This window comes from Streptomyces sp. NPDC033216 (genome assembly GCF_055577115.1).
The window spans coordinates 13,242-30,067 of sequence record NZ_JBVIQK010000044.1; the positions used below are offsets into that span (position 1 = coordinate 13,242).

The 16,826-nt window shown below is 68.0% G+C and carries 13 protein-coding genes and 5 pseudogenes; 9 read left to right on the top strand and 9 right to left on the bottom strand.

Annotated elements, in window-relative coordinates; genetic code table 11:
* Positions 1-24 precede the first annotated feature (24 nt).
* Positions 25-544 (bottom strand): annotated as a pseudogene (gene tpg, locus ACZ5Y0_RS35950) (telomere-protecting terminal protein Tpg); the annotation flags it as partial.
* A gap of 143 nt (positions 545-687) precedes the next feature.
* Entirely contained in the window at positions 688-1,554 is an 867-nt protein-coding gene (locus ACZ5Y0_RS35955; RefSeq protein ID WP_469132834.1) for an SDR family oxidoreductase, read from the bottom strand.
* Between the two features lie 149 nt (positions 1,555-1,703).
* Between ACZ5Y0_RS35955 and ACZ5Y0_RS35960 the strand changes: the two are divergent.
* Positions 1,704-1,928 (top strand): annotated as a pseudogene (locus tag ACZ5Y0_RS35960) (transposase); the annotation flags it as partial.
* On the opposite strand, the gene ACZ5Y0_RS35965 reads toward ACZ5Y0_RS35960, so the two are convergent.
* The gene (locus ACZ5Y0_RS35965) at positions 1,842-2,135 is read right to left on the bottom strand and encodes a transposase (RefSeq protein ID WP_469132835.1); all 294 of its coding nucleotides are present in this window, start codon (positions 2,133-2,135) and stop codon (positions 1,842-1,844) included. The pseudogene ACZ5Y0_RS35960 and the gene ACZ5Y0_RS35965 overlap by 87 nt on opposite strands.
* A gap of 328 nt (positions 2,136-2,463) precedes the next feature.
* Positions 2,464-2,559, bottom strand: a pseudogene (locus ACZ5Y0_RS35970) (IS5/IS1182 family transposase); the annotation flags it as partial.
* On the opposite strand from ACZ5Y0_RS35970, the pseudogene ACZ5Y0_RS35975 reads away from it, so the two are divergent.
* Positions 2,533-3,009, top strand: a pseudogene (locus tag ACZ5Y0_RS35975) (transposase); the annotation flags it as partial. The pseudogenes ACZ5Y0_RS35970 and ACZ5Y0_RS35975 overlap by 27 nt on opposite strands.
* A 1-nt stretch (position 3,010) precedes the next feature.
* Here ACZ5Y0_RS35975 and ACZ5Y0_RS35980 read toward each other — a convergent pair.
* The 5 genes and pseudogenes from ACZ5Y0_RS35980 to ACZ5Y0_RS36000 all read right to left on the bottom strand — a co-directional run.
* A pseudogene (locus tag ACZ5Y0_RS35980) lies at positions 3,011-3,967 on the bottom strand (ABC transporter ATP-binding protein); the annotation flags it as partial.
* Between the two features lie 53 nt (positions 3,968-4,020).
* Positions 4,021-4,563: a DoxX family membrane protein gene (locus ACZ5Y0_RS35985; protein WP_469132836.1), complete on the bottom strand. Its 543-nt coding sequence runs from the start codon at positions 4,561-4,563 to the stop codon at positions 4,021-4,023.
* A gap of 91 nt (positions 4,564-4,654) precedes the next feature.
* Positions 4,655-5,311, bottom strand: a complete 657-nt coding sequence (locus tag ACZ5Y0_RS35990; RefSeq protein WP_469132837.1) for a lytic polysaccharide monooxygenase — start codon at positions 5,309-5,311, stop codon at positions 4,655-4,657.
* 81 nt (positions 5,312-5,392) lie between these two features.
* Complete coding sequence (locus ACZ5Y0_RS35995) at positions 5,393-5,842, bottom strand: DoxX family protein (RefSeq protein WP_469132838.1); 450 nt, start codon at positions 5,840-5,842, stop codon at positions 5,393-5,395.
* Between the two features lie 107 nt (positions 5,843-5,949).
* A complete protein-coding gene (locus tag ACZ5Y0_RS36000; RefSeq protein ID WP_469132839.1) occupies positions 5,950-8,250 on the bottom strand; it encodes a family 49 glycosyl hydrolase in 2,301 nt (766 codons plus the stop codon).
* A gap of 799 nt (positions 8,251-9,049) precedes the next feature.
* On the opposite strand from ACZ5Y0_RS36000, the gene ACZ5Y0_RS36005 reads away from it, so the two are divergent.
* The 7 genes from ACZ5Y0_RS36005 to ACZ5Y0_RS36035 all read left to right on the top strand — a co-directional run.
* The gene (locus ACZ5Y0_RS36005) at positions 9,050-10,234 is read left to right on the top strand and encodes an ROK family protein (RefSeq protein WP_469132840.1); all 1,185 of its coding nucleotides are present in this window, start codon (positions 9,050-9,052) and stop codon (positions 10,232-10,234) included.
* Positions 10,235-10,325: 91 nt separating this feature from the next.
* Positions 10,326-12,062, top strand: coding sequence for an alpha-glucosidase (locus ACZ5Y0_RS36010; RefSeq protein WP_469132841.1), 1,737 nt, complete (start codon positions 10,326-10,328; stop codon positions 12,060-12,062).
* 41 nt (positions 12,063-12,103) lie between these two features.
* Entirely contained in the window at positions 12,104-13,420 is a 1,317-nt protein-coding gene (locus tag ACZ5Y0_RS36015; protein ID WP_469132842.1) for an ABC transporter substrate-binding protein, read from the top strand.
* A 93-nt stretch (positions 13,421-13,513) separates the two neighbouring features.
* A complete protein-coding gene (locus tag ACZ5Y0_RS36020) occupies positions 13,514-14,407 on the top strand; it encodes a carbohydrate ABC transporter permease (protein WP_469132843.1) in 894 nt (297 codons plus the stop codon).
* 8 nt (positions 14,408-14,415) lie between these two features.
* Positions 14,416-15,330 carry a carbohydrate ABC transporter permease gene (locus ACZ5Y0_RS36025; protein ID WP_469132847.1) on the top strand — a complete coding sequence of 305 codons (915 nt, stop codon included), beginning with the start codon at positions 14,416-14,418 and terminating at the stop codon, positions 15,328-15,330.
* A gap of 214 nt (positions 15,331-15,544) precedes the next feature.
* Positions 15,545-15,994: an ATP-binding protein gene (locus ACZ5Y0_RS36030; protein ID WP_469132844.1), complete on the top strand. Its 450-nt coding sequence runs from the start codon at positions 15,545-15,547 to the stop codon at positions 15,992-15,994.
* Between the two features lie 16 nt (positions 15,995-16,010).
* On the top strand, positions 16,011-16,826 hold an 816-nt coding region (locus ACZ5Y0_RS36035), incomplete at its 3' end, for an LLM class flavin-dependent oxidoreductase (protein ID WP_469132845.1).

Consider the following 16,826-nt stretch of genomic DNA (forward strand, 5'->3'; position numbering starts at 1 on the left):
CCAGCCCGGACGCGGCTGCTGAAAATCGAACTCGAGGTGCTCGATGTCCGTGAACCGGACCTTTCCAGGCTTCCGGCACGGCGGCCACCGTCCTGGAAGTACACCTTCTTGAACGCTTCGGCGACGATCTTCTGGAGCTCCCGTTCGTTGGCGCCGGCCTCCTGGGCGTCGAAGAGGCGCGGCGTAGCTCGGGGGCAGGGCGACGGTCAGGTGCCGGATGCGGTCCTGGTCCGTCGACCCGATAGGCGCGGTGTAGCCCATGCGGGCGCGAGCGTCGATGACGATGCGCCCGTGCTGGCCGCCTTGGCCTTGGTCCGGATCTGCGGCTGCCACCGCTCTTTCACCTCGCGCTCCAGGCGCGCGGCGAGGTCCGGGCGGGGTTCTTGATCTGGTCTTTGACGTACCGCTCGACGCTGCGCTGGGAGATGCGCAGCATGTGGGCGACCACCTTCGGGCCCTTGAGCTGCTTGACCAGGTAGCGCATCTGCGCGGCCGCGCTCTTGGACGCCGGGCGGGTGAACGCCGTGTGCACCGCGGCGTCCAGGCCGTCCCCGAAAAGGCTCGTCGTGGCCTACTCCTACTCTCGTGGCGGGGGGTCCGTTCGTCGAATGCGCAGTCGGCTGGTTGCCCGCATCTCGGGGGTGGCCGGTCGGCAGAGGCGGGCGCGGCCCACCACGGGCACCGTTCTCACACCGTGGGCGTCATGGATGCCGCGTCTTTCCCCGGGAGCACGGTTCGGTCGTGGACGAACGCCTGCGCGGCCGCCAATTCGGAGCGGCCGGCGGCCTCGACCGCCTCCAGGAAGTCGTAGGCGTCCGGGCCGATCGGTACGCGCAGTGGTGCCGTGGGCGACGCCACCAGGCGCAGGACGTGGTGGGCGAAGGTTTCGGGCTGGCTCAGCCCGGGGTTGTCGGCCATGCCCCGCAGGCCTGCCTCGACGTCTCCCGTGCTCTGCGCGTAGTCCTGCACGCGGTGGGCGGCCTCGGCCAGCGAGGTGCTGTACTGGGTGGCGAAACCGCCGGGCTCGACGGCATGCACCCGGATACCGAAGGGTGCGACTTCCGCCGCAAGAGCCTGACTCATCCCTTCCAGTGCGTATTTGCCCGTCACGTAGGCGGACAGGCCCGGCAGCCCCATCCGTCCGGCGATGGAGGAGACGTTGACGACGTGCCCGAATCCCTGGCGGCGCATCAAGGGAAGCACCAGGCGGGTGAGGCGCCACGGCGCGACGGTCAACACCTCCAGTTGTGCCCGCAGTTCATCGTCGGACACCTCCTCGACTGCGCCGAACAGCCCTGATCCAGCGTTGTTCACTAGCACGTCGACGCCGCCGAAGCGATCGACCGCGTGGGCGACCGCCGCCTCGCACTGCTCGGCGTCGCACACGTCCAAAGCCACCGCCGACACCCGGTCCGGGTACCGGTCCGTCAGGTCCTTCATGGTGGCGGGCCTGCGGGCGGTGGCGACCACCAGGTCGCCGGCCTCCGAGGCGGCGCCTGCCAGCGCCCGCCCGAGCCCTGAAGAGCACCCCGTCACCAGCCATCGTCGCTGCATGTGTCCCCCGTCGCCGTATCCGTGGCCGCGGTCGTGAGCCGCCGCAGGGCGATGATGGCAGCTGCGTGATCCGGCCAGTAGGGGCGCGCGGGAGTACAGCAGCGCGCATCCGGGTCACGAACGGCTGCGGCCGTTCCTCCTGTCAGCGACCGGCGTTGGGCAGGTGGCGGGACCATCGGCAGGTGATCGACGGGATTCTGCACCGGGTCCGGACCGGCGTGCAGTGGCGTGACCTGCCTGAACGGTTCGGGCCCTGGAAGACCGTCTACGAACGGCACCGACCGTGGTCAGCCGACGGAACCTGGGAGCACCTGTTCCAGCAGGTCCAGGCCGCGGCTGACGCGGCCGATGGAATCCTTGACCAGGGCGTGGTCGCGCCAGCGGCGGAAGAACGCGTAGACGCGGTCCCACGGCGGGAAGTCGGCCGGCATGGCCCGCCACTTGATGCCGTTGTCGACGAGGTAGCGGATCGCATCGAGTATTGCCCGGTGGCAGTACGCCTCCGGCTGTCCGCCCCGGCCGCGCAGCCAGCCGGGCACCGGCAGCAGCGGCCGGACCAGGTCCCACTCCGCGTCCGTCATGTCCGAGGGATACCACCGAACACGTTCCGGGTGATCGGCCGCGTTTCCGAACCGGTGAGCGACACAATCACACGTCGGTGCAGCCGAGTTGAACTCCACCGGCGTGAGCACTAGAACTGCGGCAACAGGGTCTCCTGGATCTCGGTTGGCTTCGCAACCCCGCGACTACAGCGCCACCACGCTGTCCCCGACCGCGACCTGGGAAGCCGGCGGCAGCACCGGCGACTTCACCTGGAACTACCCCCTGCGCGTTCCGCCGGCCACCGCCGGCCCGTCCCCGAACCTGGCCATCTCCTACAACTCCGCCTCGGTGGACGGCCGCACAGTCGTGGGTGCGGGTGGCGGTCAGGGCGTGGGCCGATCCGGGCAGGGCGGGCGAGGCCCACAGCAGCCGACCGAAAGGATCAGTGAGGACCTGGACATCGGTCGGCCACCCGGGCACGATCTGCGCCGGATCATGGACGCCATCCTCTACGTCGACCGGACCGGGATCCCGTGGCGGTACCCGCCGCACGACTTCCCTCCATGGGAAACCGTCTACGGGTACTTCGCCGCATGGCAGAAGGATGAGGTCTTCGACCAGCTCAACGGTCTCCTGCGACGCCTGGTCCGGAAGGCCGAAGGCCGTGACGCCGAGCCCAGCGCCTGTCTCCTCGACGCCCAGAGCATCAAGACCTCGGCCAATGTGCCCGCGGCCGCCCAGGGCATCGACGCGGGCAAGAAGATCTCAGGCCGCAAACGACACCTCGGCGTCGGCACACTCGGCCTCCTCCTGGCCGTGCTGGTCACCACCGCCAGCGTCTCCGACAACGCGGGCGGCATTCACCTGCTCTCGGACATCGCCGAAGGCCACCCCCGCATCACCAAAGCCTGGGGAACTCGATGTGCTCGACGATGCCAGTCAGGGGGCGTTCGAACTCGGTGGCTTGTGCGTAGTCGGCGATGCGGACGGCTTCCGGGCGCAGGCCGATCAGGAGGGGGTTGCCCTGTACGACGCGCAGCATCTGGTGGTCGCGGGTCAGGGGCATGGGCAGGGGCAGTTGCTGAGCGCCGAGGCTGACGGCCATGACTCCGTCGATGGGCGCGTAGACCGTTCCGTGGATCAGGCTGATGCGCGGGGTTCCGATGAAGGAGGCGACGAAGGCGTTGGCGGGCAGGGCGTAGAGGCCTCGTGGGGTGTCGACCTGCTGGAGGATGCCGTCGCGGATGACGGCGATGCGGTCGCCCAGGGCCATGGCCTCGGCCTGGTCGTGGGTGACGTAGATCGTCGTTGCTCCGCTTTTGCGGGCGGAGGAGAGGATCTCCAGCCGCAGGCGGGCGCGGAGGCGGGCGTCGAGGCTGGAGAGCGGTTCGTCCAGGAGGAAGACCGAGGGGCGCCGGACGGTGGCCCGGCCCATGGCGACGCGCTGGCGTTCGCCGCCGGACAACTGGCCGGGCAGGCGTTGGAGGAGGTGGCTGATGCCGAGCGCGGTTGCCGCGGACTGCACCTGGTGCTGGACTTCCCCCGGGTCCTGTTTGTGGACGGCGAGGGGGAAGCCGATGTTCTCGGCGGCTGTCATGTTCGGGTATAGGGCGAAGTTCTGGAAGATCATCGCAGTGTCGCGTTCGCTCGGCTCGAGGTCGTTGGCGAGCCTGCCGTCGAGGTGGAGCTCGCCTTCGGTGATGGTCTCCAGCCCGGCGATCATGCGCAGGAGGGTGGACTTGCCGCAGCCTGAGGGGCCGAGCAGGACGAGGAACTCGCCGGCCGCGACGGTGAGGGAGAGCCGGCGCAGTGCCGGTTGGCCGCCGGGGTAGGTCTTGGCGACGTTGGTCAGGGTGATGGTGCTGCCCACGTGGTGCTCTCCTGGCTCGGGGTGCGGTGGTCCGTCGGGGGTTGCGGGGGCGGTCAGCGGGGGGTGAGTTCGTCCGCTGTGACGGCGAGGCAGGCGGCGATCAGGACGATGTTCTTGAGGACGTACTGGCCTTCGAGGGTGGGGGCGCCGTGGTGCCACATGGCGTCGGGCAGTAGGAACAGCGAGGCGAAGACGCCGGTCATGTGCAGGTAGAAGGCGGCGAGGGCGTAGCGCAGGAGGATGCCGGTCAGCAGGGCGGTGCCGATGCAGATCTCCGCGGTGGCCAGGGCCGGAAGCAGGATGTGGGGCGGGAGCAGGCCGAGCGTCAGCCTGGTCGCCGCCTGGACGGCGATGTGCTCGGCGGGGCTGGCCGAGGGGATGAGCTTGAGGGCGCCGAAGCACAGGAAGATCACACCCGTGCTGATGCGCAGGACCGCGAGGCTGCGGGGGCGGTAGTACTCGGCGGCACCGTGCAGGAAGGGTACGGGGCCGCGGCGCGAGGCGGCGGGTAACGGTGCGCGGGTCTGGTCGGTGCGGGGGACGGGTACGGGCCATCCGGTGCCTCCTGGGCGTGGCCGGCGGGAAGGGTGTGCCACAGGGCTGAGAGGGGGGCGCGGGCCCCGCGGGGGCGCTGATGCCGCCTCCGCGGGGCCCGCGTCTTCTATGGCGTGTGGTACGTGGCGCGGTCTAGCCGAAGTCGACGTCGCTGCACAGGAAGTACTTCTGGTCCATGTGCGACGCCTTCCAGACGGTCACCACGACGTGGCGGCCGCTGTAGCCGGAGGTGTTGACGTCGGTGACGTAGTGTGCCTGGTAGGGGTAGCGGCCGGTCTTCTTCACCAGCTCCAGGTCGTTCCACCCGATGAGCTGGTACTCGGGGTTGAAGCCCTGCTTGGTGACGTAGACCTCGAGCCAGTCCGCGCCGTGCCGGGCCTCGTCGTAGAGGTCGACGGTGAACTTGTCGTCGATGGGCGTGGTGATCCACGGACCGGGACGGTCAAGCGGCCGGTAGTTCGTCTCGCCCTGGCCGCCGGCGCTGCAGATCTGCCCGTCGGGGATGACCTGCTTGTAGTTGTCCCCGGTGTTGTTGGCGTAGATGGCCTTCCACGCGCCGATGGCGTTGGCGTTCTCGTGGTACGTCCGGTAGCACATGGGGTCCTGAGCCTCGTTCGGCTCGTTGTAGCCCCACCGCTGCAGACAGCCGTAGTTACGCGTCTGCGGAGCGATGACCGTGCCGTGGGCGGAGGCGGTCGGTGCCAGCGGAAGCAGGCAGAGCAGCCCGGTGGCCAGCACACCGGCGCTCACGGCGGTGCGGCGGGACGGTTTCGCGGATGCGAGGTTCATGCGTATTCCTCCGTGTATCGGGGGATCACTGGCCGAGCCGGCCAAATGATTTACGTGCACATGACAGGAATGTGTTCGGGGTCAGACGTGCCTGCGGTCCTGGCTCACCTCCCTTCTGCTGCGCTGCCTGAGCCGCGCGGTGAAAGCGGGCAGCTCGGCCAGGGGCCAGCGGCCGGGGCCGAGAGCGGCGATGAGCAGGAACGCCCAGCAGAACAGGGCGGCCGGCTCACCGCCGTTCTCCAGCGGAAACAGCCCCTCGGGCTGGTGGCGGGTGAAGTAGGCGTAGGCCATGGACCCGGAGCACAGGAGCGCGGCCGGTGCGGTGGCCACGCCCAGCAGCACGAGCGTGCCGCCGACCAACTGGATCGCCGCGGCCCACCAGCCGGGCCACTGCCCGAAGCCGGGGGGCTGCCCGTGACCGCCGCCCAGGACACCGAAGAGCGTCGCCGCCCCGTGGCAGGCGAACAACAGGCCGAGCACGATCCGGAACAGGCCCAGGACCGGGCCCTGGAGTCGGGGGGGTATCTCCACGATGGTGCCCTTTCTCGGTGGTGGCGCGGGGGCGGCGGGTCGTGCCTGAGGCGGGTGGGGCGGCCGCCGGCCGTGCGGGTGCGCCGATGGCCGCCCCTGTGAGGGGATCAGGCGGTGAGGGTCCACTTCTGGCTGTTCCAGGTGCCGCAGTCCCACAGGTGCAGGCGGGCGCCGTCTGCGGTGCTCTGCGCGGCGATGTCCAGGCAGCGGCCGGACTTGAGGTTCTTCAGGGTGCCATCGGCCTGGAAGGCCCACTTCTGGCTGTCCCAGGTGCCGCAGTCCCACAGGTGGGCCTTGGTGCCGTTGGCGGTGGCGCCGCCTTCGACGTCCATGCACTTGCCGCCGGACTTCAGCTGCTGGCCGTCCAGCGTCCAGCTCATCGACGCCACACTGGCGCAGGCCCACTGCTGGATGGCCGTGCCGTTGGCGGTGCCGTTGGCGGCACGGTCGACACACTTGCCGGTCGCCCCGTTGACGATCTTCTTGCCGGTGACCGGGTCGGGGCCGGGCCCGGGGTTGTTGCCGCCCGGGCCCCAGGCGTTCCAGTTGTCCCAGTTCTCGGCGTCGAAGCCGATCCGGCCTAGCTTGTCCGCGGCCCAGTTGGTGCCGGCCTTGTCGATGACGGTGCCGCCGACGGTGTAGTTCTCCAGCTTCAGCCCGCGGCTCTGGCTCGTCTCGTTGCCGAGGGTCACCTTCTGGCCGCCGGCGTTGGTGTACCGCTTGAGCAGGTTGATCTGCGAGGAGGGGTCGAGCTGGCTCCACGCGTCGATCTTGAGGTTCTTGACGTGGATGTTCTCGGTGCTGGAGAGCGCGAAGACGCGGATCGCGCAGTTGGTCATGCCCTCGACGGTGATGTTCTCGAAGATCATGTTCTTCACCCAGGCGCCAGGATCGGCCTTGGTTGTCGAGCCCATGTCCTCCCAGTGCGAGGAGGAGTTGAGGATGCAGGTGTTGTACTTGACGTCCTTCCAGTACATCCGGTTGTGGATGACGTGGGTGTTGGCGACGCGGACGTTGTCGATGTTGCGCGGGGTCCATCCCCACTGGATGACGGGGCCGTTCTCGTTCTTCCAGATGACGGTGTTATCGATGTTGACGTCGCTGTGGTACATCTTCAGCACGTCGTCGTTGGCGTGGAAGAACGTGTTCTTCATGGTGCTGCCGCGGTAGAGCTCGATGCCGTCGGTCTGCCAGTACCAGGAGCCGACCTGCTTGTAGTTGTCGACCCGCATGCTGAAGGTCTGCTCGTCGCCGTAGACGACGAAGGAGTGGTAGGGCGGCTCGTTGATGGTGACGCCCTGCAGGTCGAGGTGCTGCTGCCGGCCGGAGGCGGACTCGAACTGCAGCATCTTCACGCAGCTGGAGTGACAGTTTGACGCGCCGGAGAGGTGGTCGTAGTTGTTGTTGGTGTCCGCCTCGTAGACGTACTGCTCGCCGGAGAGCACGCCGTGACCGGTGACCTTGTACAGGCCCTGGGTGTCGTTGGGGAAGCGGATGGCGCCCTTCACGTACGCCCCGGGCGCCAGGTAGACCCACTTGACCTGCTTGGGCAGCAGGGCATGGTACTTCGAGGTCATGTAGTAGGTGCCGGGCCGGAAGTACACGATCTCCTCGCTGATCGTGTTCAGGTTGGTGACCTGTCCCTGCGGCGGGTAGTAAGTGCTGCCTGAGGACGCGGTCGGGACCAAACGGTCCTGCTCCGCGCCGGTCGGCGTCGGCTCCGCGAAGATCATCATGGAGTTGAGGGGCTCGGTGTGGATGGCCCGGTTGCCGCCGCCCGAGGCCTTGGTGAGCTTGCCGGCGTCGTTCGCGGGGCCGGACATGTCGTTGTAGGCCGTGAAGAGCTGCGGCTCGAACTCCACGGAGAAGCGGTAGCCCGCCTGGTTGTAGGGCACCTTGACGCGGACGGTGTCGCCGTCGACGAGCTGCTTCTCGAAGTTCAGACTGCTGGGCTTGATCTTGACCTGGTCGGCCGAGGAGATGCTCTGCCCGGTGCGCAGGGAGACGTCCACCCACACATCGGCGGCGTACTGGAAGGACGACCAGCTCATCGTCAGGCCGGCGGACGAGGAGAACTCCGCCCCGTCCTCCTTGCTGTAGCCGATCTTGCCCTTCCCGCTGCGCGGGATGCTCATGTAGGCGAAGGAGTCGTACCGGGTTCCCGGCGCGGCGGCGGTGGCGACCTGTACGTCGTAGAAGGACGAGCGCCGCACCTTGTCATTGGCCACCGGGCTGGAGGTGTTGAACTCGTGGTTGTCGTGCCACCACGTCTTGAGCTGCGTCGTGTCGGCGGTGGAGACCGAGGTCGTGGCCGCGGTCGAGGTACTGGCGGGCACGATGACCGATGCCAGGGCCAGCGCCAGGCCGGTGAGGCCTGACGAGAGCCTGCTCAGTCTGCTTGCGAGCATGCTGATTCCTTACAAAGGAGGGGTGGGAAGACCGCGGTGCGGGGGAGCGCGCCACGGCGGAATGTGTCCGGCGCGGTGGGCGCCCGTCACACGCGCCGCTCGCACCGGGGCCGGAGCCCTGGGGCGAGGGGATGTGCGGTGATGCATCCGTCCAGGCGGTCGGACGGGCCCGGGCCCGGTCGCCGGGGCAGAGACGTGCCGGCGCCCGGAGGCCCGGAAAGTGAGGCGCGGCGTGCGGGCCGGGGGATCCTTTCGGTCGGTGAACAGCTCCTCGAAGGGGTTCGCGGGGCATCCGCGATGCCGGGGCGGACAGCCGCCGGCCGCGCGGGCTTCGCGGAACTTCCCTGATTGCCCGCCCGAGCGGGACACAGGCGCAGGAACAAGGCCTTGACGGCCCGGGATCCGGACGGTGGTCCGGCGTCCTGCGGTTGCCCGATAACGTCCCGTCATTTCTTCCCTGTGTCAACGAAATGAACAAGATCCTTCTCAGAGGGTTGGGAGCAAACTGGGTCACACTTGGCATTAGCTATAAAAAATCGACCAGATGTTGGCCGAGTGGCGTGCATCACGGTTGCGTAACACGATGTTTTCTTCCTTGACGCACAAAAAACGAGGGGCGCAGACTCCTGTCATACGCAGTTGACCCCGCACCACACGGTCAGCACACGACGGCAACGAGGGAGGTCGTCATGGCGATCGCCGTACTCTCGCGCAAGCTTGTTACCGCACCGCCCCTTCAGGCGGTGACGACCCGGCTAGAGCGCCCCTGACCACAGCCAGCCCACCGGAGGCATGAGTGATGAGTCCGTCCAAGATCCGTTTCTCGGAGCTTGTCGGTGAGCAGACCCGCGCGGAAATCTTCGCGACCGTGCTCACCGCAGGACCCATCTCGCGCACCCAGCTCGCACAGCGCCTGGGGCTGGTGCCCTCCAGCGTGACCCGGATGCTGCCCCCGCTGCTGGAGCACGGCTACCTGCGGGAAGCCGACGCCTCCGCCCCCCAGGGACGCGGACGCCCGCAGAAGATGCTGCACGTCAACCCCGACAAGCACATCGTGGTCGGCATGAAGATCGGCCCCGCGCAGGTCTCCGGCGTGGTCACCGACCTGGCCGCCAACGTCCTGGCCCGCGCCGAGGAGCCCATCGCCGACTGCACCCCCCAGACCGCCCTGTCCGCCGCGGCAGCCCTGACCAGCCGGCTCCTTTCCGAGGCGCCCGAAGCGGCGGACAGGGTGCTCGGCCTCGGCGTCGGAGTCAGCGGCCACATCGACTCCGCCGCCGGAATCTGCCGCTACTCCGCCCTGCTGGACTGGAACAAGGTCGACGTCGCCAGCCCCCTGCAGGAAGCGACCGGGCTCCCGGTCGTCGTGAACAACGACGTCAACACCCTCGTCGTCGCCGAACGCTGGTTCGGCGAGGGCCGCGACATCGACTCCTTCGCCGTTGTCACCGTCGGTCCCGGCATCGGATGCGGACTGCTCCTGAACGGCACCCTCTTCTCCGGCGCCACCGGCCTGGCCGGAGAACTCGGCCACACCCCCCTGGACCCGGCCGGCCCCATGTGCAGCTGCGGACGCCGCGGCTGCCTGGAAGCACTCGCCAGCGACCGCGCCGTCCTGCGCCACCTGCAGGACGCCGGATTCCCCTGCACCTCCATCACCGAGGCGATCGACCTCGCCCGCTCGGGCAGCGAAGCGGCCCGCAACGTCGCCCTCGCCGCCTTCGCCGAAGCCGGATCCGCACTGGGCCGGGGACTGGCCGGCATGTGCAACCTGCTCAACCTCCAGAAGATCATCATCGCCGGGGAGGGAGCCGTCGCCTACGACCTCTTCGGCCCCGCCCTGACCCAGGCCCTCGAAACCCACGCCTTCTCCACCGCGGCCCGGGACTGCCAGATCCACGTCGACCCCGTACAGCACGACCTGTGGGCACGCGGAGCGGCCTGCCTGGTCATCCGCGACACCGTCGGCGCGAGTTTCTCCTAGAACCCATGTAACCGCGGCCCGCCCCGCCCAGGAGCCGCACACCCCACAACAATCACTTCAAGTAATCAAGCAATCACGATGAGGTTCTGACGTGCCCGAGAACACGCCTGGTCCCACCGACTCCTGGTGGAGCAACGCGGTGGTCTACCAGATCTACCCCCGCAGTTTCGCGGACTCCGACGCGGACGGCATCGGTGACCTGCAGGGCATCATCGAGCGCCTGGACTACCTCTCTGAGCTCGGCGTCGACGTCCTGTGGCTGTCCCCGGTCTACCCGTCCCCGCACGACGACAACGGGTACGACATCAGCGACTACCAGGACATCGACCCGCTCTTCGGGACCCTTGCCGACTTCGACCGCCTCCTGGCCGCGGTCCACGAGCGCGGCATGAAGCTCGTCATGGACCTCGTCGTCAACCACACCAGCGACGAACACCCCTGGTTTACCGCCTCCCGCGACGGCGGCCCCAACGGCCCCAAGCGCGACTGGTACATCTGGCGTCCCGCCCGCGACGGCATGGAGCCCGGCACCCCCGGTGCGGAGCCCAACAACTGGGGCTCGTTCTTCTCCGGGCCCACCTGGACCTACGACGCCGCCAGCGGCGAGTACTACCTGCACCTGTTCTCCCGCAAGCAGCCCGACCTCAACTGGGAGAGCCCCGAGGTCCGCCATGCCGTCTACGAGATGATGCGCTGGTGGCTCGAGCGGGGCGTCGACGGCTTCCGCATGGATGTCATCAACCTCATCTCCAAGGCGCCCGGCCTGCCCGACGGCATCGTCCACGAAGGCGCCCGGCTCGGCGACGGCAGCCCCCACTACATCTGCGGGCCTCGCATCCACGAGTACCTGGCCGAGATGCACCGCGAGGTCTTCGCCGGACATCCCCGCAAGCTGCTGACCGTCGGGGAAATGCCCGGCGTCACCGTCGAGGACGCCCGCCTGTTCACCGACCCCGCCCGCCGCGAAGTCGACATGGTCTTCCAGTTCGAGCACGTCGGCCTCGACCACGGCCCCGGGGGAAAGTTCGACATCCGGCCCCTGAAGCTGACCGACCTCAAGGCAAGCCTCGGCCGTTGGCAGACCGGTCTGGGCGACACCGGCTGGAACAGCCTGTACTGGAACAACCACGACCAGCCGCGAGTCGTCTCCCGCTTCGGCGACGACAGCCCCGCCTGGCGCGACCGCTCCGCCAAGCTGCTGGCCACCGTCCTGCACCTTCACCGCGGCACCCCCTACGTCTACCAGGGCGAAGAGCTGGCCATGGTCAACTTCCCCTTCACCTCCCTCGAAGACTTCCGGGACATCGAATCCCTCAACCACTTCCAGGACCGCACAGCCCTCGGCGACACCGAAGAGGACATCCTCAAGGGTCTGAGCCGCATCAGCCGCGACAACGCCCGCACCCCCATGCAGTGGGACGCCACCGCACACGGCGGCTTCACCACCGGCACCCCCTGGATCGCCGTCAACCCCGACCACACCGAAGTCAACGCCAAGAGCCAGCTCGCCGACCCGGACTCCGTCTTCCACTACTACCGGCGCCTGATCGCCCTGCGGCACACCGAGTCCGCGCTCACCCACGGCGACTTCCGCATGGTCCACCCCGACCACGAGCAGCTTTACGCCTTCACCCGCCACGACGCGGCCGCCGGCACCGAACTGCTCGTCCTGGCCAACTTCAGCGGATCCGACCTCACCGTCGACCTGCCCGACGGCTGGGAACACAGCGACATCCTCATCGCCAACACACCCGCCCCCCAGCCCCTCACGAGCCCGCACACCCTGCAGCCGTGGGAAGCCCGCGTCCACCGCCGCCGCACCAGCTGACACCACCCCTTGTAGCAACGACGCACACCAAGGAAACAGCCATGAACAACCCGCGCACCCGCACCGCCCGGCGCAGCAAGCCGCTCCTGCTCGCGGTCACCGCCCTGGCCCTGCTGGCCCCCCTGACCGCCTGCGGCGGCTCCGACACCGCCGAAGCCGACACCAACACCCTGCGCCTTTGGCACTACGAGGACAAGGACGGCGCACTCGGCAAGGCGTGGGCCGCGGCCATAGAGGAGTTCAAGAAGACCCACCCCGGCGTCAAGGTCGAGTTCGAGCAGAAGGCCTTCGAGCAGATCCAGCAGAACGCCGGCATGATCCTGAACTCCGACAAGGCGCCCGACGTCATGGAGTACAACAAGGGCAACGCCACCACCGGCCTACTCGCCAAGCAGGGTCTGCTCACCGACCTCACCACCACCGTCAAGGAACGCGGCTGGGACAAGAAGGTCGGCGACAGCGCCTCCGTCACCGCCCGCTACGACGCCAAGGGCGAAATGGGCGGCGACAAGTGGTACGGCGTGCCCAACTACGGCGAGTTCGTCCTCGCCTACTACAACGACGACCTGTTCAAGAAGCACAACGTCGCCAAGCCCACCGACTTCGCCAGCTTCGAAGGCGCTCTCGCCAAGTTCAAGGCCGCCGGCATCACCCCGCTCGCCAACGCCGGAAACGACCACCCCGCCGGCCACTGGCTCTACCTGCTGGCCCTGTCCAAGGCCGACGACACCTGGGTCGACAACTACCAGCTCTACAAGGGCAAGGTCGACTTCCACGGCCCCGAGTTCACCTACGCGGCCAACAAGTACAAGGAGTGGGTCGACAAGGGCTACTTCGACAAGAAGGACGTCGGCCTCAAGGGCAACAACATGACCGAGCAGTTCGTCGCCCAGAAGCGCCCCATCATGGTCGGCGGCAACTGGTGGTTCGGCGGCCTGCTCACCGACGCCAAGAACTTCACCTGGTCCACCGCCCCCTACCCGGGCAGCGAGAAGACCCCCGGTTCCGGCGGCAACAACTGGGTCATCCCCACCAAGGCGAAGAACAAGAAGCTCGCCGAGGACTTCATCGACATCACGATGGCGGACAAGATCCAGAAGCTGATCGGAGAAGAGGGCAACGTCCCCCTGACGGTCAAGGCCGACGCCATCAGCAACGAGAAGTCCCGCAGCCTGGTCACCGCCTTCCAGGCCGCCCAGAACGGCCGCGGCCTGGCCTTCTACCCCGACTGGCCGGTCGCCGGCTACTACGACACCTGGCTGTCCTCCACCCAGAACCTGATGAACGGCGCCAAGCCCGACACCGTCCTGGACGAGCTCGCCGCCCCCTACGACAAGTACGTCGCCTCCCGGTCCTAAGGCCCACGGCCGCCTGCCCGCGGCCGCACCCCACGCCGTTCAGGGGACGGCGTACCGCCCAGCGGACGCCGTCCCGCCCACCCAGGAGCAACAGTGAAAACCACACGTCACCCGCGGTCGACAGGCTATGCCGTCTTCCTCGCACCGGGCCTCCTGCTCAGCCTGCTCTTCCTCGTCGTCCCGCTGGTGATGACCTTCTACTACAGCCTCACCACCTGGCAGGGCATCGGTGATCCGACCTTCACCGGCCTGGACAACTACACCCGGCTCTTCCAGGACGCCGACTTCTGGGCCTCCTTCCGCAACATCGGCTTCGTCATCATCGGCATCGCCGTCGTCCCCACCCTCCTGGGCCTCTTCCTCGCCGCCCTGCTGTTCGACTTCATCGGCAAGAAGCACGGCGACGGCATCGTCGGCGTCTTCCGCTCCGGCCTCTACCTGCCCCAGGTCATCCCCGTCGCCGTCACCGGCCTGATGTGGGGCTGGATCCTCGCCCCCGAAGGCGCCATCAACAGCATCCTGGAGACCATCGGCCTCGGCTCGCTGACCCAGAACTGGCTCGGCGACCCCGACCTCGCCCTGTGGATGGTCCTGGCCGTCCTGGTCTGGATGCAGCTCGGCTACCCGCTCGTGCTGTTCATGTCCGGCCTGCAGCGCATCGACCCCGAACTCTACGAAGCCGCCTCCCTCGACGGCGCCACCTGGTGGCAGCGCTTCACCCGCATCACCGTCCCCATCCTGCGCCCCGAGGTCTACGTCGTCCTCGTCACCACCACCATCGCCGGCCTGAAGGTCTTCGCCCAGATCTTCGTCCTCACCGGCGGCGGCCCCGGAAACTCCACCCTCGTCCCCGCCTACTTCGCCTACCAGAACTTCTTCGAGCGCGCCGACGTCGGCTACGGATCAGCAATCTCCACCACCATCACCCTGCTCGTGCTGATCATCGCCGGAGCCATGCTCACCCGCCAGGCCCGCGAGGACGGATGACGATGACCATGACCACCCAACCCACCACGCAGCCCGGCCCGTCCAAGCAGGCCCCCCGCGGCCACGCCGCACCCAAAACCCGCAGGAAGAACCCCACACGCAAAAGAGGCGCCGGCTCCTACGCCGTCATCGCCGCGGTCAGCGTCTTCGTCCTCGCCTTCCTCTCTCCCTTCGCCGTCATCCTGCTCAACTCCTTCAAGACCGGCGCCGACTACCGGGCCAACGGCTCCCTGTCCCTGCCCGAGGAGTGGAACTGGGCCATCATCGGCGACGTCTGGGAACGCGTCGGATTCACCCAGAAACTGCTCAACAGCGTTCAGATCAGCCTCGGTGTCGTCCTCATCGCCGTCGTCCTGGCCCTCTTCAACGCCTACGCCATCGGCATCGGCCGCGTCCGCTGGCGCACCGCCTTCCTCGTCTTCTTCCTCGGCCTCAACGTCCTGCCGCAAGAAGGCCTCGTCTACCCCATCTACTACCTGTTCAAGGAGATGGGCCTCTACGACGGCAAGCTCGGCTACACCATCCTGGTCGGCATCACCTACAGCGCCTTCGGCACCTACCTGCTCTCCTCCGTCTTCGCCAGCTTCCCCAAGGAGCTCATCGAAGCAGCCTCCCTCGACGGCGCCGGACGCTGGACCATCCTGTGGCGCATCGTCCTCCCCATGAGCTGGCCCACTCTGTCAGTGATGTGTGTGTTCTTCTTCGTCTGGAGCTGGAACGAGTTCCTCTACCCCCTGGTCCTGCTCATCTCCAACGACAACCAGACCGTCCCCCTCGGCCTGTCCGTCCTGCAGGGCCAGTACACCAGCGACCCCACCTCCCTGAGCGCCGCCGCCCTCCTCGGCGTCATTCCCATGGTCGTCTTCTTCCTCATCTTCCAGCGCTCCCTGACCCGAGGCCTCACCGCCGGCGCCGTGAAGTAACCCCACAAAGCCACCCCGGACCCGGTCTTTACCGTCCCGCTACCGGGTCCGGGGTCACCTCCAACAGCACGCCGCCAGACCCGCCCCACCTGTCCAGGCGGCACTACACCCCAGGAGGAAAACCGCCCGCACCCACCGCACCGGCAACGAGAACCCGCACCGGCCCCCATGCCGCTCTCCCGCTGCCGCCGCCCTACCTCGACCCAGGTGCACCATGAACACCCCCACCATCGACCGCATCCCCGCCCAGCTGCACACCAGCTGTCCCAGCAGCCACCTGCCCCTCAGCGACACGCAGCACGCGGTCCGAGCAGCCCGCCGCCACGCCGATACGGTCCTGACCGAATGGGGTATACCCACTGCCGTCATCGACGACGCCGTCGTGGTCATCTCGGAACTCGTCACCAACGCCATTGTGCACACCCGCAACGGCCCCGCGGACCTGCGTCTTCTCATCCAGGACCAGCAACTCGTCATCGCGGTAACCGACACCTGCGCAGACTCCAGCGACCGTACGGTCCCCTGTGAGGACAGCGACGACGACCACGGACGGGGCCTGGCCATCGTCCGCGCCCTCGCGTCCGCCTTCGGATGCCACCGGGTAGTCAGCGGCAAGAGGGTGTGGGTACAAATGAGCACCCGGCCCCAGACGCAGACCGCCTGAAAGACAGCAGCGCGCCATGCCCTGCCGACAGTGGAGACAACCGGTGACCCAGACGACCGGCGCGATCGGTGTCCTGCTGCCCTGCGACATTCCGGCGGCCGACCTGGTCCCCTTCGCCCGCGAAGCCGACGCCTACGGCTTCGGCGAACTGTGGGTCGCCGAAGACCTCGGATACCGCGGAGGAATCGCCCAGGCAGCCACCGTACTGGCCCACACCCGGCGCATCCGAGTCGGCGTCGGCCTCCTGCCCGCCGCAGCCCGCAACGTCGCCTTCACCGCCATGGAAGCAGCCACACTCGCCCAGCTGCACCCCGGCCGACTCGACATCGCCGTCGGCCACGGCATGCCCGACTGGATGCGCAGCGCAGGAGCCTGGCCCGACAGCCCACTGACACTGCTGCGCGAACACATCCACGCCCTCCGAACACTCCTGACTGGCGAGACAGCCGATACGGACGGACGCTACGTCCGCCTGGACGGGACGCGTCTGCACCCCTCGACGGTCCCCGAACAGACTCCCGCCCTCTTTGCCGGCGTCCGCAGCCCCAAATCACTGGCCGTCTCCGGCGAGACAGCCGACGGCACCCTGCTTGCCGAGCCGGTCACGCCTCCTTACGTTGTCACCTACATCCGTGACCAGCTCCGCCGGAGGATCCGTACCGGCAAGGGCCGCTGCCCGCATCCGGTGACGCTGATCGTGGACTCCCAGTCGGTCAAAGGCGCTTCCACTGTTGCGCAGAAGCGTTTCGTCGGCCGCCGGTTCGTCAAGAACAACCGCCCCATCAACGCCGGCTTCCGCTGGGCCTTCGCCGCCCTCACCGCCTCACCGGAG